We start from the raw sequence: 22,877 nt of genomic DNA on the forward strand, positions 1-22,877 counted from the left end.
GCTTAACAAGCGGCCGCCTTAAGATATACTCAGGGCAGTTTTTTGCTGCCCCAGGTGGTGGCATCCCGTGATTCGGAGAGTGGGTTTGCGCGTCAGTCGTTCATTAACAATAAAACAGATGGCGACGGTATCCTGCGTGGCCGCCGTGACCATCTGTATTTTTATTGTCATTCAGCTTTTCCATTTTGTGCAGCAGCGCAGGATTGACTACGCCCAGCAGATGGAAAATGTCGCCCACACCGTGCGTCAGCCGCTGTCCCAGGCGGTGCTGAAAGCCGATATTCCGCAGGCCGAACTGATCCTCAACTCACTGAAACCGGCCGGGATCCTGGCCAGGGCCGAAGTGGTGTTGCCGAACGGCTTGCAGGCGCTGCATACCGATTTTGAGCCCGAAAAGCCGGTGCCGGAATTTATCGCCACGCTGTTTGAGCTGCCGGTGAAGATCACCGTGCCGCTCTACTCGGTGGAGCCAGCTAATCCCAAGCCGCTGGCGCTGCTGGTATTGCAGGCCGATTCCTGGCGGGTCTATCAGTTTATTCTCAGCGCCCTGTCGACGATGGTGACCACTTACCTGCTGCTGGCATTGATCCTGTCGATCGCCATCAGCTGGTGCATCAACAAGCTGATCGTTCGCCCGCTGCGGCGGATCGCCATGGAGCTGCAGGATCTGCCGCCGCAGGAGGCGATTTCTCATCAGCTGACGCTGCCTGAGCGCCACCGTGACGATGAGCTGGGCATGTTAATCCGCAGCTACAACCGCAATCAGCAGGTGGGCGAAGCGGTGCATGATGAGATGAGCAGGCTGACCACCCGTTTTGCCCTGACCAATCTGCCGAACAAAACCCTGTTTCTGGCGCTGCTGGAGCAGCATCTTAATTCCGTCTCTGACGACGACAATTTCACTCTGATGGTGCTGCGCATCGAGACCTTGCAGGATGCCAACGGCGTGGTGAAGGATGAACAGCGTGATGCGCTGTTGCTGACGCTGCTGGAAAAAATTCGCAACAGTATCGACAGCCATACGCTGGTGGGCCAGCTGTCAGGCAGTGATTTTGTGCTGCTGGTGAAGCGCGCCAATAAACCTTTCCGCGCCATGCGCCTGGCGCGCCTGCTGCTGCTGCGGCTGAATCAGCCTGTCACCTTGCAGGATATGCAGCTGCGGCCCAACCTGAGCATCGGCCTGGCGCAGCGTGAAGAGCGCGATCTCACCGCGCAGGACTTTTTAAGCCGTGCGGCGTCGGCGATGATGTCGGCCCGTCATCAGGGCAAAAATCAGATCCTGTTCTTTGACCCGATGATGATGGAGCGGGCGCACAAGCGACTGACTCAGGAACACGATATTTTGCAGGGGCTGGAAGAAGAGCAGTTCTCGCTGTTCCTGCAGCCGCAGATTGATATGCGTAACGGCAAGCTGGTCGGCGCGGAAGCCCTGCTGAGAATGCGTCAGCCGGACGGCAGCTGGGCCTTGCCGGAAGATCTGATTGTGAACGCCGAAGAGATTGGCGTGATCAGCGCGCTGGGCCGCTGGGTGTTCGAAGAGTCCTGCCGGGTGCTGGCGGGCTGGCAGAAGCAGGGCATTAATCTGCCGCTCAGCGTCAATCTCTCCGCCGTGCAGCTGCGTGAAGCGGATATGGTCACCCATTTACAGGACCTGATCCATCGCCACCAAATCAGTCCGGGCAGCCTGATGCTGGAGATCACCGAAACCGCCCAGGTGGGCGAGCCGGAACAGGCACTGCAGCTGTTAAGCGAGCTGCAAAAGGTCGGCATCTCGGTGGCACTGGATGATTTTGGTATGGGCTATGCCAACCTGAACTGGCTGAGCCAGTTTAAGTCGTTACCCATCAGTAAGCTGAAGATGGACCGCAGTTTTGTCTGCGTGCTGCCGAATGATGACACTATGGTGCGCATCGTCGCGGCGATTGCCGAAATCATCAAGCTGGACGTGATTGCCGAAGGCGTCGAGACCAGCCAGCAACGCGACTGGTTACTGGCGCGCGGCATTAATATCGGGCAGGGCTACCTCTATTCTGAGGCGCTGCCGCTGCCCGTCTTTAACCGAAAATATCTGGAATTAGTTACGCCCTAATACGGTCCCGTAAGGGATAATTTCCACGTGTATCAATCCTTAACGCAAACCACAACGCGTCATTACCGGTGCTGAAGTGATTCAGCTCATAAAACGGCGCGTTGCCCGGCGGCTGAGTGTTTCAAGTTATATCAATCCCGTTAACGTAGTGTTACTTTCGCGCTGAAGACTGACGATAACCTCAGCGAAAGCGCCTGCCATCCAAGCCGTTAATGGACATTCTATGAAAACTTCCCTGTTTAAAAGCCTCTATTTCCAGGTGATTACCGCCATCGTCATCGGCGTGCTGCTAGGGCATTTCTACCCCGAGTTGGGTGCCCAGATGAAGCCGCTTGGCGATGGTTTCGTTAAGCTGATCAAGATGATCATCGCACCGGTTATTTTCTGTACCGTGGTCACCGGCATCGCCGGGATGGAAAGCATGAAAGCGGTCGGCCGTACCGGTGCCGTCGCGCTGCTCTATTTTGAAGTGGTCAGTACCATCGCCCTGATTATTGGCCTGGTGGTGGTTAACGTGTTGCAGCCTGGCGTTGGCATGAATATCGACCCGGCCACGCTGGATGCCAAAGCGGTGGCGATGTATGCCCAGCAGGCCGAACAGCAAGGCGTGGTGGCGTTCCTGTTAGATATCATTCCTAACAGCGTGATTGGTGCCTTTGCCAGCGGCAACATTCTGCAGGTGCTGCTGTTCGCCATCATGTTCGGTTTTGCCCTGCACCGTATGGGCGACAAAGGCACGCTGGTATTCAACTTTATCGAAAGTTTCTCCCGCGTGATTTTCGGCATCATCAATATGATCATGCGTCTGGCACCGATTGGGGCGTTCGGCGCAATGGCCTTTACCATCGGCAAGTACGGCGTCGGTTCGCTGGTGCAGTTGGGCCAGCTGATTATCTGCTTCTATATTACCTGCCTGCTGTTTGTGGTGGTGGTGCTGGGCACCATTGCCCGCGTGGTCGGCTTCAACATCTTCAAATTTATCGCCTACATCAAAGAAGAGCTGCTGATCGTACTGGGGACCTCGTCCTCAGAATCCGCGCTGCCGCGCATGCTCGATAAGATGGAAAAGCTCGGCTGTAAGAAGTCGGTGGTCGGGCTGGTGATCCCAACCGGTTACTCGTTTAACCTCGACGGCACCTCGATTTACCTGACCATGGCGGCAGTGTTTATCGCCCAGGCCACCAATGCGCATATGGATATCTGGCATCAAATCACGCTGCTGGTGGTGCTGCTGCTCTCCTCGAAAGGGGCGGCGGGCGTTACCGGCAGCGGGTTTATCGTGCTGGCGGCTACGCTCTCGGCGGTCGGCCATCTGCCGGTGGCCGGTCTGGCGCTGATCCTCGGTATCGACCGCTTTATGTCTGAAGCCCGTGCGCTGACTAACCTGGTCGGCAACGGCGTGGCGACCGTGGTGGTGGCAAAATGGGTCGATCAGCTGGACGAGCAACAGTTGAAAGACACGCTGGATGGCAAAAATAAGGCGAAAAAACTGCCCGAAAACGCCGCATAAGCCGTTAATTCGTTAAATATCCCCTCAAATGCCCGTCGCGACTTGCCCTCGCGGCGGGCATTTGCATAATAACCCCCAGAGATTTTTATCATTTTTCACTCCGTGGTGGGACATCCCCGCCAATGCGTGGTCTAAGAAGCTGTTCTGAGAAAAAACAGCGGCTTCCCTGAGTTATCCCTCCCGTAGATAGCAGCAGGCCGTAGATCGCCAGTGATTTTTTTTGGTTTGTGATTGAGTAGGGGTTCACATGCAGGGCACCAGAATTCGTCTTTTGGTTGGTGGAATATTGCTGGCCGTGGTCAGCAGCACTGTGCAGGCTGAAACACTCCAACCCGATCCCGCCTGGCAGCAGGGAAAACTCGATAACGGGTTCACCTGGCAGGTTTTAACGACTCCGCAGCGTCCCAGCGACCGCGTTGAAGTCCGCTTACTGGTTAATACCGGCTCTCTGGTGGAGAATACCCAGCAGGCCGGTTACAGCCACCTCTTACCGCGTCTGGCCTTAGTGCATAACGCGAAGCTTGACCCTGCGCAGCAGCGCTCGCTGTGGCAGCAAAGTATCGATCCCGATCGCCCGCAACCGCCTGCGATCACCTCTTATGACTTCACGCTCTACACCCTCAGCCTGCCGAACAACCGGCCGGAAGTGGTGAAAGAAGCGATGAACTGGCTGGCGGCGACCGTCGGCGATATGACCATCAATGAACAGACGGTGAACACCGCGCTGGCTGCTGACGATCCGATCGCCACCTGGCCTGCCAATCCGCAGGATGTCTGGTGGCGTTACCGGCTGAAGGGCTCCACGTTGCTGGGCCACGATCCGGGCACGCCCGCCAATGCGCCGATCGACCCGGTTAAGCTGAACGACTTTTACAGGCAGTGGTACACGCCGGACGCGATGACGCTGATGGTGGTGGGCAACGTCGACAGCCGCAGCCTGGCCGAGCAGATCAACAAAACCTTCTCGCCGCTGAAGGGCAAGCGTGATACGCCGTCGCCGATGCCAACGCTGTCGCCACTGCCGCCACAGCCGATTAACCTGGTCAACAATAATCTGACCCAGGATCGCCTGTCGCTGGTGTGGGATTCGCCGTGGCAGCCCATCAGGGATTCGCAGAATCTGCAGCATTACTGGCAGAGCGATCTGGCCCGTGAAGCGTTATTCTGGCACGTGCAGCATGTGCTGAGCGACAGCAAAGCGCAGAAGGTGCAGGTGGGCTTTGACTGCCGCGTGCTGTACCAGCGCGCGCAGTGCGCCATCAATCTGGATGCCGATAACGCCACCCTGCAAAGTAACCTAAATCTGGTTGCGCGCGAAATGGTGAATATCCGCGATAACGGCCTGCCGCAGGAAGAGTTTGACGCATTGATGGCGCAGAAAACCGCCGAGCTGAACAAGCTGTTTGCCACCTACGCCCGCACCGATACCGATGTGCTGATGAGCCAGCGTTTGCGCTCGCAGCAGAATGCGGTGGTGGATATCGCGCCGGAACAGTATCAGAAACTGCGCCAGAGCTTCCTGTCGGGCCTGACCTTGCAGATGATGAACCAGGAGCTGCGCCAGCAGCTGTCACAGGATCTGACCATGATGCTGATGCAGCCGCAGGGCGAGCCGGAAACCAACGTTCAGCAGCTGGAAGAGAGCTGGAAGAAAATCATGGCACCGGCCCCGGAAGCGGCGGCCGCAGCGGTGGATGAAACCAAGCCGGAAGTCTCTGACATCCCGTCTTCGCAGAACTGATCTGTTCTGACAACAACCCGGTCGCCTAACGCTGCCGGGTTTTTTGCGTGCTACCAGATCCGCGCGCGCAGCCATTCATTGACCAGCATCGGCCAGCTGGCCAGCGGCAAATCGGCGACGTTGCGGATGCCAAAGCCGTGTCCGCCTTTCTCGTAGAAGTGCAGCTCGCTGGAGACCTTGTGTTCCCGCAGCGCGCTGAACATCACCATACTGTTATTGATGGGCACCGACTCATCATTCACCGCGTGGATCAGCAGGGTTTGTGGCGTTTGTTCGGTGACGCGCGTTTCCATCGAGTACGCGTCAATTTCCCGCTGCGTCGGGTGTTCACCCAGCAGATGCTGGCGACAACCCTGATGCGCCAGCCCTTCACGCATACTGATCACCGGGTACATCAGCACCAATGCATCCGGGCGGGCGGTCAGCGAGTCGGCAATATCCTGCACCGGATAGAGTTTCTCATTGAAGCGCGTACCGACGCTGGCGGCCACATAGCCACCGGCCGAGAAGCCCATCATCACAATACGCTTGCCGTTCAGCCCACGCGCGGCACGGTGACGCAGCACGCGCACCGCACGCTGTGCATCCGACAGCGGCGCGTCAGCCGCTTCATGGTGGCCATCCTGCGGGAAACGGTAGGTCATCACCGCCAGCGTATAGCCCATCGCGGTAAAGAACATCGCCAACGCGCTGCCTTCTTTATCGATCATGATTTTTTCGAAGCCGCCACCCGGTGCGACAAGCAGGGTCACGCCGTTGGATTCTTCCGGATACCAGAAGGCCAGCTCAGGATTGCGCACGCCGCTGGCGGCACGATCGTAAGGTTCGTACTCTTTGGCTAAATCGACAATTTGTGGGCTGACCCTGGAATCGCTGGCACCGGGAGCCTCGCCGTGAGGCCAGATATTAATAATTTCGGTTTTCATAGGCGCTCCTGAATTTCATTATTTAAGTATAGGCGAGCCCGGCGCGAGAATAGGGGGGATCGGCTGTAATAAAACAATCATTGCCCATTTATTTATACAGCGTCCAGCCTTGCTCACGCTTTTCGCGCAGTTTCAGACTATGCCCAGAAGCGCCGGTTCGGGGGTATTTATGGGCTGCTATCTGATTGTTTTAAAACGAGTCGGTTTGCATCACGGATCGCCTTTAAGCAGGTTTACGGTAATTATCATACTATTCAGTTTATTATCCGTTTGCCGATCTGCGGCTGGACCTGAATTAGGAATTGACTCATTCAGACTGCTTACGGATAAGCGGCGTAATTAATTTGACTTAATTTGCGGATGTTAATTAAAGGGCGGATCTTCGCGAATAGAATAATAAAAAGCCCCGCTAGTGCAGGGCTGTTTGCATTCAGGAGGAAAACCGGCGAAAGCGCTTAAGCCGGCATCGCCGAACGGGGAATGATCGCCCCGCGATGTTGGATCACCGTGCTGGCGGTCAGATGGCCGCGTTTAGCCGCCTCTTCCGCACTGCCACCGCTTAGGCGTACCGCAAGATAGCCGGCGCTAAAGGAATCCCCTGCCGCCGTGGTATCGACCACGCTGCTGGCCGGCAGCTTCACCGCCGGAATATCCAGCAGTGGCCGATCGGCCAGCGACACCAGGCAGGATTCGGCACCGCGCTTGATCACAATCTCGCTGACGCCGGCGGCACGGGTGCGGGCAATCACTTCGTCAACCGGCGCTTCGCCCCACAGCAGGGTTTCATCGTCCAGCGTCAGGAAGGCGATGTCGGTGCAGGCTAGCATCACCTGATAAGCCGCCTGCGTCACCTCTGCCGACGACCACAGGCGTGGACGGTAGTTGTTATCAAAGATGATTTTCCCGCCGTTGCGGCGACAGGCGGTCAGCAACGCCATCAGCTTTTCCCGGCTCTGCGGGCTGAGGATCGCCAGGCTGATGCCGCTCAGGTAAAGGTAATCAAACTGGGCCAGCTGCTGGCAGATGTCTTCTGCGCGCTCGCCTTCCAGCCAGAAGCGTGCGGCGGCATCGTTGCGCCAGTAGTAAAAGGTTCGCTCGCCCTGCGCATCGGTTTCAATCACGTACAGGCCCGGCAACTTGTTGTCCATCTGCTGAATGAGGCCGGTCTGCACCTGCTCCTGCTGCCAGGCGGCGAGCATCTCACCGCTGAAGCTGTCGGTGCCCAGCGCGGTCACGTAGTCCACGCTGAGCTGCTGTGGGTCAACCTGGCGGGCGATATACACCGCGGTGTTCAGCGTATCACCGCCAAAACCGCGGCTCAGGTCGGTGGCTTTCTGTGAAAGCTCAATCATGCACTCGCCGATAACGGCAATTTTTTTCTGCGTCATGGTAGTCAGCTCATCCCTCAAATTTGCACCAGTTTCGCTGCGCAGCCGCGCGTAGTCAATATTTTAAAACGGCGTTTTACTTTTTTCCTCACGCAGTGAATAGCTGAGAAAACAGCAACAACGGCCTTCATTTTCGGCCAGCTGCGGCCAGCAGTAAGGGGCAATTACCGGGCGTTTTTAGCGCCAGGCGCGATAAAGTTCTGCGATCCGGTGCCGATATCTCTCTTGCGGGAGATCCGTTCCCTGAACGGTCTCATCATTATCAAGGATCAATTACATGGTGCTGAACGACCTCAGTCACCGGCTTCCTCTCTCAAATGTTGTGACAAAGCAACAAGATGAGCGTTTGTACTGGCAGGAGTGCCAGCGCATCTATACGTTTCAGCCTATCTACCGGGTGACCGGCAGTCTGATGGCAATTGAGTTGCTCACGGCGGTATTTCATCCCGCTGAACCGGGCAAGAGGGTATCACCGGAGTCCTATTTTGCAGCGCTTGAGATCCCACAGCGCCTGCACATTGTTACCGAGCAGCTTGAATTGCTGGCGGAATGGGAAACGATGTTCACCTCCAGTGGCACCGTTGCCTCGGTCAATATTGATGGCCCAACCCTGTTGGAACTGCAGCACCATGCTGCCATCCGTCAGCTGGTGGCCCGCTGCCCGTGGGTGCGTTTTGAGCTGGTAGAACACCATGTGCTGCCGCAGGAGGAGATTGTCGCGCAGATGCCGGAACTCGGCCCGCTGTGGCTGGATGATTTTGGCTGCGGCATGGCCAACTTTTCCGCGCTGACCGAGCTGAAGTATGACTACATCAAAATGGCCCGTGAGCTGTTTATCATGCTGAGAAAGTCAGAAGAGGGTCGTAATCTCTTTAACAAGCTGCTGGCCCTGATTAATCGCTACAGCAAAGGGGTGATTGTCGAAGGCGTTGAAACGATTGATGAATGGAATCAGGTGAAAAATTCACCCGCTTATGCCGCTCAGGGTTACTTTTTTGCCCGTCCGATGCCTTTTGAACAGCTGGAATCGCTGCCGCACCAGCTGATCTGATCCCGTTTCCTTCGCGCTGGACTATCTTTACAGAAGGCCGAAGCGAGCAAGGAGACCGGGTATGTCGCGTACGGGAAAAATAATTAGCTGGATTGTCGGGATTTTTTTGTTGCTGGTGATCGTGGTGGTGATCATCATTGCGACCTTTGACTGGAACCGACTTAAACCGACCATCAATCAAAAAATGTCGACTGAATTGAATCGTCCGTTCGCCATTCGCGGTGACCTGGGCGTGGCGTGGGAACGCAACCGGGATGAACCCGGCTGGCGCAGTTGGGTGCCATGGCCGCACGTTCACGCCGACGATATTCTGCTGGGCAATCCGCCCGAAATCCCTGATATCACTATGGTGCATCTGCAACGTGTGGATGCCACGCTGGCCCCGCTGGCACTGTTGGGCAAAGAAGTGTATATCCCGTGGATTAAGCTGACGCAGCCGGATGCCAGGCTGATCCAGACCGCGGATAAAAAGAATAACTGGACTTTCAATCTGGCCGGCAGTGACAATCCGGACCCGAATCAGCCGCCGTCTGCGTGGACCTTCCGCCTCGACAACATCATGTTTGACCGCGGACAGATCGCCTACCGGGATGCCATCAACAAAGCCGATGTGCAGGTCACCGTTGATCCGCTCGGCAAGCCGGTGCCTTACGTTCAGGTGGCGGGCAGCAAGGATGATAAGAGCCAGAAGGGCGCGTCTGATTACGTGTTTGGCTGGAAGGCTTCCGGGACGTACAACAACGAGAAGCTGACCGGCGACGGTAAAATCGGCGGCATGCTGTCGCTGCGAAGTAAAACCAATCCTTTCCCACTGCAGGCCGACGTGCGCAACGGCACCACGCGTGTGCAGGTGGCCGGGACGCTGCAGGATCCGCTTAACCTTGGCGGGCTGAATATCCGGCTGCGCTTCGCCGGCGACACGCTGGCCAATCTCTACGGCCTGACCGGCATTCTGCTGCCCGATACGCCGCCATATGAAACCGATGGACATCTGATCGCCCGCTTCCAGCAGAAGGGAGGCCCGGTATTCCGTTATGAAAATTTCAACGGCCATATTGGCGACAGCGATATTCACGGCTCCATGACCTACACCCAGGGCAAACCGCGTCCAAAACTGGAAGGTTCGCTGGAATCGAAACAGCTGAGAATGGCGGATTTAGGGCCACTGATTGGCGTGAATTCGGGTAAAGGCAGTGAGAAAACCGAGCAGGCGAAAGCCAAACGTGGCGATGCCACCACTCAGCCAGCGGATCGCGTGTTGCCACACGATAAGTTTGATACCAAAAGCTGGGGAGCGATGGACGCTGACGTGAAGTTCAGTGGCAAGAAAATTGAGCACAGTAACTCGCTGCCGCTCAGCGATCTGTACACCCATCTGGTGCTAAAAAACGGCGATATCCTGTTGGATCCGCTGCGCTTTGGTATGGCCGGCGGTAATCTTAACGCCACCATTCATCTGGAAGGTGACCGCACGCCGATGCGCGCGCGCGCCGATCTGCATGCCCGTAACCTGAAGCTGAAGCAGCTGTTCCCGGACGTCTCCGCCATGCAAAGCAGCATGGGGCAGATGAACGGCGACGCCACGCTGAGCGGAAACGGTAACTCGGTGGCCGATATTCTGGCGACCAGCAACGGTGAGCTGAAGATGCTGATGAATGACGGGGTGATCAGCCGCAGCCTGATGGAGATTGTCGGTCTGAACGTCGGTAATTACGTGGTCGGCAAGCTGTTTGGCGATGATGAAGTGCGGATCAACTGTGCCGCAGCCGACCTCAACGTCACTAACGGCTTAGCCTCAACCCGGCTGTTTGTCTTCGATACCGAAAACGCGGTGATTAACATCTCCGGCACCACCAACTTCGCCAACGAGCGGATGGATTTGTCGATCGATCCTGAGAGCAAGGGCATCCGTATCATCACCCTACGCTCGCCGCTGTATGTGAAGGGCACCTTCAAGAATCCGAATGCGGGCGTTAAGGCCGGTCCCCTGATTGCGCGGGGTGCGGCCGCGGTGGCTCTCGGTGCGGTAGTGGCGCCCGCCGCCGCACTGCTGGCGCTGATTTCACCCAGCGACAACGAGCAGAATCAGTGTACCAACGTGCTGCAACAGATGAAGAGCAAGAAGTAATCCCCGGCGGGGATGGGCGCAGGGCCCGTTCCCGCAGCGGATTTCAGCACGAAAAAAAACCGGCCATGGCCGGTTTTTTATTGCCTGAACAAGGCTTAGTCGTACAGCGATTCGTGGCGGGTTTCTTTGCTGGCCAACAGCGCAATCAGCGTCAGGCAGGCCATCGAGGCCAGATAGATACCGACGTAGAACAGACCGTAGGTGTGCGCTAACCAGGTGGCGATGTAGGGTGCGACAGACGCCCCAAGGATCGACGACAGGTTATAGGAGAACGAGGCACCGGTATAACGCACTTCCGTCGGAAACAGCTCCGGCAGCAGGGCACCCATCGGGCCGAAGGTCAGCCCCATGATGCTCAGGCCGCACAGCAGGAAGGCCATCACCATTAGCTGATTCCCTGACCCTAACATGCTCGGGAAAATCAGCGAGAAGGCGATAATCGCAAGGGTAATGACGATCATGGTTTTGCGGCGACCAAAGCGGTCTGCCAGCAGGCCGGCAATCGGCACCATCACACCAAAACCAATGACCGCCAGCATCAGCATCCACAGCATGGTATTGCGTGGGAAGCCCAGGCCGCCCGGTGCCGGCGTGGTGCCGTAGGTCATTGAGTACACGGTCATGATATAGAACAGCGTGTAGGTCGCCAGCATGATAAAGGTGCCGATAATCGTCGCCTTCAGATGCTTAGACAGCAGCGTGCCGATCGGGATTTTGACCTGCTTCTTCTCTTTCTTCACCTTGGCAAAGACCGGCGATTCGTGTAGCGACAAACGCACGTACAGCCCAACCAGCACCAGCACCGCAGAGAGGATAAACGGCACGCGCCAGCCCCACTGCATAAACTGATCGTCGGTCAGCAGCCAGGAGAGCAGCAGGAAGGTGCCGTTGGCAAAGAAGAAGCCAATCGGCGCACCGAGCTGCGGGAAGGAGCCGTACAGGGCTCGCTTCTTCGCCGGGGCATTTTCCGTTGCCAGCAGCGCCGCGCCACCCCATTCCCCGCCGAGGCCCAGGCCCTGACCGAAGCGCGCCAGCGCCAGCAGCAGTGGCGCAAAGACGCCGATGGTTTCATAGCCCGGCAGCAGGCCGATCACCACGGTTGAAATCCCCATGGTCAGCAGCGACGCGACCAGCGTGGCTTTACGGCCAACGCGGTCACCGAAGTGGCCAAACACAGCCGAGCCAATCGGGCGCGCGACAAAGGCGATGGCGAAGGTGGCCAGCGACTGTAGCGTGGCGACCGTGGCATCACCCTGTGGGAAGAAGATATGCGGGAAAACGATCACCGCAGCGGTAGCATAAATATAGAAATCGAAAAATTCGATAGCGGTGCCGACCAGCGAAGCGACCATCACTTTACCGCGGGAGTTTACGGGCGTGGTGTCGTTTTCGGCGTCGAGCGTTGGGGCGATGGAGGCTTGCATAGCAGTTTCTTATTTGTAAAACATGTTAAAGAATCTTACGCACAGCGGAGACGGCATTCAATGGCGAAAACCGCGCCACGACGGGCTTGCGGCGTGGAAAAGAGGATTATGCGTGACAGAGGATAATTGCCGGGCGATGGCAACGCCAAACGCCGGTTTGCTGGCAATAAACACCAGCAAACGGCCAATAAAAAGTGGTGGGTCAGCGTTAAATGCTGGCTTTTGCGCAACTTTTGTCCAGCAAACCAGATTTATGACTGACTTTCCCCCCTGCGACGGACGACGTTAACCCCGACACAGCGTGTTACAGAACGTGTCGGAGCGGATGGCGAGAGTCTTATTTTATCGTCGCGTTTACCTGCTCAAGCATCCACGGATAAAACGGATTCGACGACTGGCGCATCAGCGAATCCAGGCTGACGATTAACACCGAGCGTTCCCCGCGCGGCGTCATTGAGCCGAAACTGACGCCGAACGCATTGGGCGGCGTCGGCGTGCGCCCGTACAGGGAATCGGTTAACGGGAAGGGCAGCGCCACATGGGACAGCGAATAGACGTCTGCCGGGTAACGCAATCCCAGCGGCGTGACCAGGGTCGCGGTGCTGCCGGCCGGGGTGGTTTTTGCCACTTCGCTATCGCTTTCGGCAGAAGCGTTGGTGACCAGGGTCGTGGTGTAGGCCCGTGGCGCGGGTGGTAACAGATGTTCCGCCGCATGACGGGCGCTGCTGCGCATCAGCGGGGAGAGCGGCACCGACTGATTGATATCAAACAGCACCAGCTCGCTGCCGTTGGCCGGCAGCAGATTGTATAAGGCTCTGACCACCGCAGGCGTGCTGACAGTGGCATCCGCCACCGACTGGAAGGTCAGCACCGGCGGCAGTTTAGCCAATCGCTGGCTGGCCTGTTCACGATGCAGCTGGCTCTGCAGGGCGCTGGTAAGCAGCCAGGACTGGCGCGCCGCTTTTACCGGGAATGAGTTGTATTTGAACGGGTTAAACTCCGGCAGGATGCTCAGCCACGCCGAACGGGCAAATGCCGGGAAGATCGACGGGATCCCTGCCAGCCCGGCATAACGGGCGTAGCTGCTGACGCCAATCATCGGCGAGATCAGAATCAGCCGGTCGGGTGCCGGCAAGGTCGGATCGTCCAGCGCATCCAGCGCATATTTCATCGCCAGCGCGCCGCCGTTGGAGAAGCCGACGATATGCAGCGGTGCACCGGGTGGAATGCGTTTTTTCGCTTCCCGCACGGCCAGCCGGGTTGCCGCCATCCAGTCCTGCCATACCACGCTGGTCAGTGCCGCCGGCACCGTGCCGTGGCCGGGTAAGCGGATCCCCAGCGCGATATAGCCATGCTGCTGATAGTCTTGAGCGATATGGCGCAGGCTGTAGGGGGAGTCGGTCAGGCCATGCAGCAACACCACCGCGCCACGCGGCGTGCCGGTCGGCATCATGATGTAGGAGCGGTTCCAGTCGGTGGAAAAGTGTTCCGGATTGACCGGGCTGCGCTCCGCGTAGCGGTTATAGGTTTCCGGATTGTCGTCCTGCAGCCTGTCGCTGACGTTAATTTTGATGCCGTCGAACAGGTTCTGCTCATTCTTCAGATAGCCCGTCCAGTCGCTGTTATCCATCTGACTGTCGCTCAGCTCCTGCGGTACCCAGGTGTGCCACAGCTGCAAATCTGGCCCGCGTTCCGTTAGCGCCACGCGCAGCCCCAGCAGCACGATCGATACAATGACCACCAGTGTCGCCACGCGTTTAAACCAGATTTTAGTCCGTTGAAGCATTGTCATCCTGTCCTTCTGCCCGAGTCTCCGCTGCAAGTATAGAGCGGATCGGCCAGGGAATGAGACTGGGTTTAAGCAATGTCTTAATGGGAATTTCGCCGCTGTTGATTAATGGTTTAAGAAAAAAACAGCGATTAATCACCGTAAGTTACCATTTATCTTTATGATTATGTTGGGTATTTATATTTTTCCATCGCAATATGGTGCTAAATTTTGCGGTTTACTTCGGTCTTGACCCGGCCTATAGTGACGGCGATTCACACAACGGAGCCCAAAATTGGACAGTCACCCCTTAAGTAACATCTTAATCTGGTAAGCCAACTCCTTTGTTTGCTTGCCGAAAAACGGCGGGCAATGTTTCACCTCCTTTCAAGGTCGTCGCATCCCCCCTGACTTATCGTAATCAGGTCCAGTGAATACTGGGCGCGGAAGGCTATGCGTTTGATCCCCGATCTTCTGCAGTGCCGCTAAACACACTTTTTCTGATAAAGGATTTTCTGATGAAAGAACCTCCGACCAGCGATGGGCGAAGGCAGCTGCACGGCAGAAGGGGGATAAACACGCACTGATCGTCCCGCCTTCACGCTGTCCTGCCCTCGTCCCGATCCGTACACATTCTGATTAATCCTCATGCGTAGGAGAGATTCCCCGCGCCTGAAAAAAAAAGAAAGGATCTGGCAGATGAAAATGAACAATGCCAACTTAAAACTTGCCCGCGATCTGGCCATCGCCAGCGCCGCAAAACAGAGCCTGGACAGCACGCTGGCCAGAATGCATACCCAGCGTCAGGGCCTGACCCTGCAAGAGGCCGCAGAGCGCCTCGCCCATTACGGCAAAAATCAGGTGGCGAACGAGAAGGCGCCACATGCCATTCGCCAGCTTTTTCAGGCGTTTAACAACCCCTTTATCTGGGTGCTGATGGTGCTGGCCGGCATCAGCTTTGTCACCGATTACATTTTGCCGCAGCGCAAAGGCGAAGAAACCGATCTGACCGGCGTGCTGATCATGCTGATGATGGTGATGCTGAGCGGGCTGCTGCGTTTCTGGCAGGAATACCGCACCAATAAAGCCGCCGAAGCGTTGAAGTCAATGGTGCGTACCACCGCCACGGTGATCCGCCGCAGCAGCGCCTCGGCGCAGCCGGTCAGAAGTGAAATTGCCCTGCAGGATGTGGTGCCAGGCGACATTATCTTCCTGTCGGCGGGCGACATGATCCCGGCTGACGTAAGGTTGCTCTCCTCCCGCGACCTGTTTGTCAGCCAGGCGGCGCTCAGCGGGGAGGCCATTCCGATTGAGAAATATGACGCGATGGCCAACATCGCCGAGAAAACCGCTGCCGGAAGTAGCGATGACGCCGACCTGCTGTCGATGCCAGGCATCTGCCTGATGGGCACCAACGTCGCCAGCGGCACCGCAACCGCCGTGGTGGTGGCGACCGGTGGCGAAACCTGGTTTGGCTCGCTGGCGAAATCAGTGGTGGGTAGCCGTCCGCAAACGGCGTTCGACCGTGGCGTCAACAGCGTCAGCTGGCTGCTGATCCGCTTTATGCTGGTGATGGTGCCGATTGTATTGTTTATCAACGGCTTTACCAAAGGTGACTGGTCCGATGCGCTGATGTTTGCGCTGGCGGTGGCGGTGGGGCTGACCCCGGAAATGCTGCCGATGATCGTCAGCTCCAACCTGGCGAAAGGGGCGATTGCCATGTCCCGTCGCAAAGTGGTGGTGAAACGGCTGAATGCCATTCAAAACTTCGGCGCGATGGACGTGCTGTGCACCGACAAAACCGGCACGCTGACGCAGGATCGCATCATTCTGGAACAGCATCTGGATGCCCACGGCCGTAATAACGACAAGGTGCTGCAGCTGGCCTGGCTGAACAGCCGCCATCAAAGTGGCATCAAGAACCTGATGGATAAAGCCATCCTCAGCTTCAGCCAGGGAAACCAGGCGGTCGCCGGACTGTGGCGCTACCGTAAAATTGATGAACTGCCGTTCGACTTTGAGCGTCGCCGCCTGTCGGTGGTGGTCGCCAACGAACACAATCAGCAGCAGCTGATCTGCAAGGGCGCGGTGGATGAGATGCTGGCGGTGGCCAGCTGGTGGCTGGACGGCGGCGAAAAGCGTCCGCTGGATGAAGCCGCACGGCAACAGTGGCGTCAGCAGGCAGAAGAGTGGAATCAGCAGGGCTTCCGCGTGTTGATGCTGGGCGAACGTGAGCTGGGAGAGAATCCGCTGACGCTGCCGTTGAGCAAAGCGGACGAGCGTGAGCTGACCATTTGTGGGCTGCTGACCTTCCTCGATCCGCCGAAAGAGAGTGCCGGCGAAGCGATTGCTGCGCTGCAGGAAAGTGGCGTGGCGGTGAAGGTGTTGACCGGCGACAACGCGATTATCACCAGCAAAATCTGCCGTGAAGTCGGCCTGAACCCTGGCGAGCCGCTGTGCGGTACCGAGATCGCCCGCCTTAGCGATGATGAGCTTTACCCGCTGGTGGAAGCGCGGACGGTCTTTTGCCGCCTGACGCCGCAGCAGAAATCACGCGTGCTGCAGGCGCTGCAGTACAACGGCCACACCGTCGGATTCCTCGGCGATGGCATCAACGATGCGCCGGCGCTGCGCGATGCGGATATCGGCATTTCGGTGGATACCGCCACGGATATCGCCAAAGAGTCCGCCGATATTATTCTGCTGGAAAAAAATCTGATGGTGCTGGAACAGGGCGTGATTAAAGGCCGGGAAACCTTCGGCAATATCATCAAGTACCTGAACATGACCGCCAGCTCCAACTTTGGCAACGTGTTTTCAGTGTTGATCGCCAGTGCCTTTATTCCGTTTTTACCGATGCTGGCCATTCATCTGCTGATCCAGAACCTGATGTATGACCTGTCTCAGCTGGCGCTGCCGTGGGACAAAATGGACAAGGCGTTTTTACGCAAACCGCGCAAATGGGACGCGAAAAACATTGGTCGTTTTATGCTGTGGATGGGACCAACCTCGTCGCTGTTTGATATCACCACCTTTGTGATTATGTGGCACGTGTTCGCCGCCAACAGCGTCGAGCATCAGGCCCTGTTCCAGTCGGGTTGGTTTATTGAAGGGCTGCTGTCGCAAACGCTGGTGGTGCATATGCTGCGCACCCAGAAAATCCCGTTTATTCAGAGCCGTGCGGCGCTGCCGGTGATGATAGCGACCGGGCTGGCGATGGCGTTGGGGATCTATATTCCGTTCTCACCGCTGGGGCATGCGGTCGGTCTGGTGCCGTTGCCATGGTCGTACTTCCCATGGCTGGTCGCCACGCTGTTCGGTTACTGCGTGGTCGCGCAGGCGATGAAACGTGTTTATATCCGCCGCTTCGGCCAGTGGTTCTGAGGAGAAACGCATGAAATACGCTAACGTGGTGACCACCATCGTGCTGTTCTTTGTCGGGCTGCTGATTTTCTCCAGCGGGCTGCTGATGATCCTCAGCATGTAATGCAGTCAGGGCGGATCGCCGATCCGCCCTGATTTTTTAATCCCGTGGGACCTTCACAAACCGCAGGTAAATAAAGCGGATCACAAAGTATTCAATCGCACCCAGCAGCAAAAACCACAGGCAAAATACCAGCGTATACAGCTGGCCGATATCACTGAGATGGAACATCGCCATCAGGCGGTACGTCAGGCTCAGACCAAACCACGGCGCGGGCAACAGCAGGGCCGAGAGCATGCCCAGCATCAGGGTGCTCATCGGCATCAAAAAGGTCAGAAACGGGTTATTCATGGGGCGTCCAGTCGGGTCATCAGCGGCCATTTTCCAGCAAACTCGCTTCAGGTTCAATCCTTACACCGCCAGCGCGCGTTTCACCTCTTCCCGCATCCACTCAATAAAGCTGCTGCGCTTCTCCGAAGGGTGCAGATCTTGCCGCCAGAGCAGGTGAATCGGGCGGCGTCCACCTTTGCCCGCTGAGCGTGATGACCACCGCCCAGTTTGAAACCGGCAAAGTTTACCGGGTCTGGTAACGCTCAAGGGGCGGATTTGCCGATCTCCGCCCCTTTTTCTAAACAAAAAAAAACCATTTCCTGCCCGCCATATCCCTCATTTCCGCTGGCTATTCCCCCAACGCCTTCAGGGATGTGACCGTTAACACAGTAATTCTTTTAGCCTTTTTGATTAAAAATTTACCGCGAAATTAGCATTCGTTAAAAAGTATAGCCAAGGCTATACTCAAATCCCTGATTTTGTTGTCTTTTTTTTTGCGAAACCCCGTGATAGGATGCGCTTCTTGTTGAGCACCCGCGCTTATTTTTTCGCCGGGACCTCTGTTTTTGATGCCTGAAGGCGTCCAGGGTCCTCAAACCGGTATAACTACAATGAACATGTACGCAACAATGATTTTGGCCTTTGGCATGTCGATGGACGCGTTTGCGGCGGCCATCGGTAAAGGTGCCAGCCTGCATCGTCCCTCATTGAAAGAGGCGCTGCGCACCGGCCTGATTTTTGGCGTTATTGAAGCGCTGACTCCGCTGATTGGCTGGGCAGTGGGCATTGCGGCCAGCCGTTACGTTATGCAGTGGGATCACTGGGTGGCCTTCACGCTGCTGTTTGTGCTCGGCGCCCGTATGATTTGGGAAGGGTTCCGCAAAAAAGAATCGGTCGAAGACGCGCCCCAGAGCCACAGCTTCATGTTGCTGGCCACCACTGCGGTGGCAACCAGCCTCGATGCTATGGCTGTGGGCGTTGGCCTGGCCTTCCTGCAGGTGAACATTGTCACCACCGCGCTGGCTATCGGCGCATCTACCATGGTGATGGCATCAGCCGGTATTTTGCTGGGGCGTTTCCTGGGCCCGGTGATGGGCAAATGGGCCGAGATCTTTGGTGGTGTGGTGCTTATTGGCATCGGTAGCAGCATTCTGGTTGAACATTTAGGCCTCTTTGCCTGATTTCCCTCCTCTTTCCCCTCTTGCTGTCGGTGGGCTGCGGCCCGCTTGTTTAACCTTCGTTTACGTTCCCCTTTGCATACTACCCGCCAATTTTGTGATCTGGTTCAAATTTATTTGCCTGAAAAACGCGCTTCTTGTATACTTTTTTTGCGTTTTACTAACAAAAGTTTAATCAGGTAGCCGAAATGAAAAAATTCTTTAAACGTGTGTTGCACAGCTATGTTGAAGCGTTCAAACACGTGCCGCCAGGCGCCATGTCTTAATGGTTCCGGCCAGACACCCTCGATAGCCTCGGTCAGGGACCGACCGGTGGTTATCACTTTCTTCTGTTCTTCACTGCCTTCCGCTCTCCCTAAAAATCTTCTTACGCCTTCTGAACCCGTCCAGCTATCGGGCGATTTGCTGTGCCTGTCGATCGCCGCATTGTTAGCGTAAATGGAATAAAGTTACGTGCTGGCGGGTGATTATCTTTCCCCTATTATCATTCAAGCTGTCTCCATCCAATCCAATGAGGAATTCAGCATGACAACGTTAAACAACAAAGTGGCTATCGTAACCGGCGCTTCGCGCGGTATTGGGGCGCAGATTGCTCTGCGCCTCGGTGAAGAAGGCTTTAACGTGGTGGTCAATTACGCCAACAGCGCGAAGGAAGCCAACGACGTGGTGGTGCAGTTGCAGGGGCTGGGGGTGGATGCGATGGCGGTTAAGGGCGATGTTTCTCGCTCGGATGATGTCGCCGCACTCTTTACCGCCGCCGAACAGAAGTTTGGCCGCATCGATGTGCTGGTGAACAACGCGGGCGTGTTGAAAACTCTGCCGCTGATTGAGCACTCCGATGAGCTGTTTGCCCAGACCTTCGCCATCAATGTACAGGGGGTGTTTAATACCCTTCGTGAGGCGGGGAAACGGCTGGCGGAAGGCGGACGCATCATCAATCTCTCCAGCTCTGCCATTGGCTTAAATATGCCTGGCTACGCGATTTATAACGGCAGCAAAGCGGCGGTCGAAGCCTTTACTCACACCTTCGCCAAAGAGTTGCGGGGTCGCCAGATCACCGTGAATGCCATCGCGCCCGGCCCGGTGGCCACTGAACTGTTCCTGAACGGTAAAAGCGACGAGCTGATCCAGAACCTGGCCAATCTCAACCCGATGCAGCGCCTCGGCCAGCCGGATGATATTGCGGCGGTGGTCGCCTTCCTGGCCAGCGAACAAAGCGGCTGGATCAACGGCCAGGTCATTCGCGCCAACGGCGGGATGGTCTGATTTATTTCCCCCATCGCGCATTTACGCCTTACACTCATTAAGTACCGCGTTAAGGGTCACCGTGGGGCCTGGTGGCCTCACTTGTTTTCGACGGATTGAACCCGACTTGTCTCAAAATAGTTGTGTGAAAAGAAGGTGTTAATAGATGGAATTTAAAGATTATTATGCCCTGCTGGAGGTTGAACCGACGGCAGATTTGAAAACCATTAAAACGTCGTACCGTCGGCTGGCGCGAAAATACCATCCCGATGTCAGCACCGAAGCCAATGCCGAAACGAAATTTAAAGAGATGGCAGAAGCTTACGAGGTTCTGAAGGATAGCGACAAGCGCGCTGAATACGACAATCTGCGCTTACACCGCGACGATCCCCGCTTCTCACAATCCGCACCGGACTTCGGTGGCGGATTTGGTCAACATTCTCAGGGTAATACCGGTGACTATTCTGACTTCTTCGAATCCATCTTTGGCCGTCAGGGCGGTGGATTCCAGGGGCAGACGCGACGTCATCCACCAAGACGAGGTCAGGATTTGGAAATGGAAGTGCCGATGTTCCTTGAAGAGACGCTGGCCGGCGACAGCCGCAACGTCTCCTTCACCCTGCCAGTGCTGGATGAGTTTGGTCGCCAGACGGATGAAATAGCAAAAACCCTGAAGGTGAAAATCCCCGCAGGCGTGGTCGATGGCGAGCGTATTCGCCTGAAAGGCCAGGGCGTGGCGGGCAGCCACGGTGCGGGGAACGGCGATTTGTATCTGGTGATCCGCGTGGCGCCGCATCCGCTGTTTGAAGTCGATGGGCAGAATTTGCAGATTGTGGTGCCGCTGGCTCCGTGGGAAGCCGCGCTGGGCGCGACGATTCAGGTACCAACCTTGACCGGAAAAATCGCGCTGACCATCCCGGCGGGCAGTCAGAACGGCCAGCGAATGAGGGTCAAAGGCAAAGGCCTGGTCAGTAAAAAAGGCAGCGGCGATCTGTTTGCCATTTTAAAAGTGGTGATGCCGGGCAAAGCCGATGAGCAAACGGCCGCTCTGTGGCGTGAGTTAGCGGAGAAGGCCGCCTTCGAGCCGCGCTCAGCATGGGAGAACGCATCATGAGTGAACATGTCCGCTATACCGTGATTGAGATTTGCCGTTCGGTGGATATTTCCCCTGAAGATCTGACGGAAGTGGTGGGGCTTGGGGTGATTACCCCGCTGGAAGTGACGCCAGGCTGGATTTTCGATTATCACGCGCTGCGTAGCCTGCGCAAAGCACGGCAACTGCAAATTGAGCTTGAGCTGGAGTGGGCGGGTATTGCGATGGCGCTGACGCTGATGGAGAAGGTGGAGCATCTGGAGAAAGAGAACGCCCATCTGCAGCGCCAACTTGAGCGGCTGCTGCACACCCATTAATTTTCCGGTGTGGCGAAGTGTTCAGGGTCGGTTTGCCCGACCCTGATTTTCATTAATCCTGGCTTTGATATTCATCCAGCGTGGCGTTCTGGCACGCTTCGGGACTCTGACGCGCTTCCTTCTTCTGGTTTTCATTCAGGTTCATCCAGGCGGCGATCACCGTTCTGGCTTCATCTTCATCAAACTCCGGTTTTTCCTGCGCGGAAGGCGACTGACCGCGTGCATCCAGCGCTTTCAGTTTGGCAATGTAGCTGTCCACAGAGCCGCTGGTTTTTTCCTGGGTCACTAACGTACACAGATTGGCGATATAGCCCTGAGCCGGATCGTCAGAGTCATCTGCGGCCTGCGCCGCGCCGGTTGCTGCCATTATGGCGAGCAGCATTAGTGCTTTTTTCATACCTGCTCCTTGTGAAAGGGGTGAAGTTAACGCATCTTCCATCAGGCAGCCTTTAAATTGCAACTGTTTCAGCCTGCTCGCCAGTGTCGATCGGATTGATGACAGAATTTCATTCAGACTCTTTTAAAGATTCAGGATCGCACGATGGTGGGTTGTGCCGCTCTGTTGCTGTGCTTCAGCATTGGCCTGGACCAGGTCACGGTGGGCATCGATACAGCATTAAGCCTGAAGCAGGCGACGACAAGCTGGAGCGGATTAAATACCTTCGCCCAGCGTGCGTCTTATTTTTCCAGCGCGCCGAGAGCCACAGTCAGTATATATATGGGCGTTCATGGCTGGATGGGAATTATTGGCTAAAGGATTTATTTAACCTTTTCTGGCATGGCAGAAGAGTGATGGCTTGAAATTAACCATTTTTCGCCATTCCAGGCATAGGTAAAGGTATAGCGAGCCGCTGCCTTGCTGCCATCTTTAAAGGTGAAGGTGTAAGTTCCGCTATCAATCGCTTTATTACAGCCAATACGAATAGTACGGCTATCAATATGGCCAACCGGTTTTTTCGCCAGGAAGTCTTCAAAATAATGAATGCGCTCTTCATCGGTCAGACGGACCTGATTGGAAAGTGTTGGCAGTAATACTGCATCTGAAAGGTAGTTTTCAGAGACTGTTTTTGCGTCGCCCGTTTGCAGAGAAGCGTTCCAGCGGTCGAACATTGATGCAACTTCCTTTTCGTTCATCTTAACGCAACCATGACTTTCCTGCGCAAAGGCAGCCGATGACGTCAGCACACCAGCAATAATAAGACCGGTTATTCCAGCTTTCATTTAATTCATTCCCATGATGTTTCATTAATTTTGTTTTTTCGAAG

The 22,877-nt window shown here is 56.2% G+C and carries 19 protein-coding genes; 12 read left to right on the forward strand and 7 right to left on the reverse strand.

Going from position 1 to position 22,877, the window contains the following annotated elements; translation table 11 throughout:
* The first annotated feature begins 85 nt into the window (after positions 1–85).
* The 3 genes from hmsP to AC1UKS_RS00935 all read left to right on the forward strand — a co-directional run bounded on the left by hmsP (position 86) and on the right by AC1UKS_RS00935 (position 5,340).
* A complete protein-coding gene (gene hmsP / locus AC1UKS_RS00925; RefSeq protein ID WP_482435371.1) occupies positions 86–2,089 on the forward strand; it encodes a biofilm formation regulator HmsP in 2,004 nt (667 codons plus the stop codon).
* 223 nt (positions 2,090–2,312) lie between these two features.
* Complete coding sequence (locus AC1UKS_RS00930) at positions 2,313–3,599, forward strand: dicarboxylate/amino acid:cation symporter (protein ID WP_053141312.1); 1,287 nt, start codon at positions 2,313–2,315, stop codon at positions 3,597–3,599.
* Positions 3,600–3,846: 247 nt separating this feature from the next.
* Positions 3,847–5,340 (forward strand): M16 family metallopeptidase, encoded by a 1,494-nt coding sequence (locus AC1UKS_RS00935; RefSeq protein ID WP_482435372.1) that lies wholly within the window; start codon positions 3,847–3,849, stop codon positions 5,338–5,340.
* Between the two features lie 50 nt (positions 5,341–5,390).
* On the opposite strand, the gene AC1UKS_RS00940 is transcribed toward AC1UKS_RS00935, so the two are convergent.
* Together AC1UKS_RS00940 and kdgK are read right to left on the reverse strand one after the other, a co-directional pair.
* Entirely contained in the window at positions 5,391–6,266 is an 876-nt protein-coding gene (locus tag AC1UKS_RS00940; protein WP_151036300.1) for an alpha/beta hydrolase, read from the reverse strand.
* A 455-nt stretch (positions 6,267–6,721) separates the two neighbouring features.
* Positions 6,722–7,654 (reverse strand): 2-dehydro-3-deoxygluconokinase, encoded by a 933-nt coding sequence (gene kdgK, locus AC1UKS_RS00945; RefSeq protein WP_482435374.1) that lies wholly within the window; start codon positions 7,652–7,654, stop codon positions 6,722–6,724.
* Positions 7,655–7,931: 277 nt separating this feature from the next.
* Here kdgK and pdeH point away from each other — a divergent pair, with 277 nt between their 5' ends.
* Entirely contained in the window at positions 7,932–8,705 is a 774-nt protein-coding gene (gene pdeH / locus AC1UKS_RS00950; RefSeq protein ID WP_482435376.1) for a cyclic-guanylate-specific phosphodiesterase, read from the forward strand.
* A gap of 61 nt (positions 8,706–8,766) precedes the next feature.
* Positions 8,767–10,833, forward strand: coding sequence for an AsmA family protein (locus AC1UKS_RS00955; RefSeq protein WP_482435378.1), 2,067 nt, complete (start codon positions 8,767–8,769; stop codon positions 10,831–10,833).
* Between the two features lie 95 nt (positions 10,834–10,928).
* Here AC1UKS_RS00955 and AC1UKS_RS00960 read toward each other — a convergent pair whose 3' ends face one another.
* Positions 10,929–12,257, reverse strand: coding sequence for an MFS transporter (locus AC1UKS_RS00960; protein WP_265909187.1), 1,329 nt, complete (start codon positions 12,255–12,257; stop codon positions 10,929–10,931).
* A gap of 337 nt (positions 12,258–12,594) precedes the next feature.
* A complete protein-coding gene (locus AC1UKS_RS00965) occupies positions 12,595–14,043 on the reverse strand; it encodes an alpha/beta hydrolase (RefSeq protein ID WP_482435379.1) in 1,449 nt (482 codons plus the stop codon).
* Between the two features lie 681 nt (positions 14,044–14,724).
* Between AC1UKS_RS00965 and mgtA the strand changes: the two genes are divergently transcribed.
* Entirely contained in the window at positions 14,725–17,409 is a 2,685-nt protein-coding gene (gene mgtA, locus AC1UKS_RS00970) for a magnesium-translocating P-type ATPase (protein ID WP_482435381.1), read from the forward strand.
* 139 nt (positions 17,410–17,548) lie between these two features.
* Here mgtA and AC1UKS_RS00975 read toward each other — a convergent pair whose 3' ends face one another.
* Positions 17,549–17,800 (reverse strand): DUF1158 family protein, encoded by a 252-nt coding sequence (locus AC1UKS_RS00975; protein ID WP_482435382.1) that lies wholly within the window; start codon positions 17,798–17,800, stop codon positions 17,549–17,551.
* Between the two features lie 590 nt (positions 17,801–18,390).
* Between AC1UKS_RS00975 and mntP the strand changes: the two genes are divergently transcribed.
* From mntP to AC1UKS_RS01000, 5 genes are all read left to right on the forward strand, one after another.
* The gene (mntP, locus tag AC1UKS_RS00980) at positions 18,391–18,960 is read left to right on the forward strand and encodes a manganese efflux pump MntP (protein WP_013204378.1); all 570 of its coding nucleotides are present in this window, start codon (positions 18,391–18,393) and stop codon (positions 18,958–18,960) included.
* A gap of 185 nt (positions 18,961–19,145) precedes the next feature.
* Positions 19,146–19,223: a stress response protein AzuC gene (gene azuC / locus AC1UKS_RS00985; RefSeq protein ID WP_134824821.1), complete on the forward strand. Its 78-nt coding sequence runs from the start codon at positions 19,146–19,148 to the stop codon at positions 19,221–19,223.
* Between the two features lie 259 nt (positions 19,224–19,482).
* Complete coding sequence (locus AC1UKS_RS00990; RefSeq protein ID WP_482435383.1) at positions 19,483–20,223, forward strand: SDR family oxidoreductase; 741 nt, start codon at positions 19,483–19,485, stop codon at positions 20,221–20,223.
* A gap of 145 nt (positions 20,224–20,368) precedes the next feature.
* Positions 20,369–21,316, forward strand: a complete 948-nt coding sequence (gene cbpA, locus AC1UKS_RS00995; RefSeq protein WP_482435384.1) for a curved DNA-binding protein — start codon at positions 20,369–20,371, stop codon at positions 21,314–21,316.
* On the forward strand, positions 21,313–21,612 hold the full coding sequence (locus tag AC1UKS_RS01000; protein WP_265909191.1) for a chaperone modulator CbpM: 300 nt from the start codon (positions 21,313–21,315) through the stop codon (positions 21,610–21,612). The genes cbpA and AC1UKS_RS01000 overlap by 4 nt, the downstream gene beginning before the upstream one ends.
* Positions 21,613–21,664: 52 nt before the next feature.
* Here AC1UKS_RS01000 and AC1UKS_RS01005 read toward each other — a convergent pair whose 3' ends face one another.
* The gene (locus AC1UKS_RS01005) at positions 21,665–22,009 is read right to left on the reverse strand and encodes a hypothetical protein (RefSeq protein ID WP_265909192.1); all 345 of its coding nucleotides are present in this window, start codon (positions 22,007–22,009) and stop codon (positions 21,665–21,667) included.
* Positions 22,010–22,153: 144 nt separating this feature from the next.
* Here AC1UKS_RS01005 and AC1UKS_RS01010 point away from each other — a divergent pair, with 144 nt between their 5' ends.
* The gene (locus AC1UKS_RS01010; protein WP_482435386.1) at positions 22,154–22,366 is read left to right on the forward strand and encodes a hypothetical protein; all 213 of its coding nucleotides are present in this window, start codon (positions 22,154–22,156) and stop codon (positions 22,364–22,366) included.
* Between the two features lie 5 nt (positions 22,367–22,371).
* Here the strand turns inward: AC1UKS_RS01010 and AC1UKS_RS01015 are convergent, their stop codons facing one another.
* Entirely contained in the window at positions 22,372–22,833 is a 462-nt protein-coding gene (locus AC1UKS_RS01015; RefSeq protein WP_482435388.1) for an SgcJ/EcaC family oxidoreductase, read from the reverse strand.
* Between the last annotated feature and the right edge of the window lie 44 nt (positions 22,834–22,877).

Source organism: Erwinia sp. AK-PDG3-5 (genome assembly GCF_056821705.1).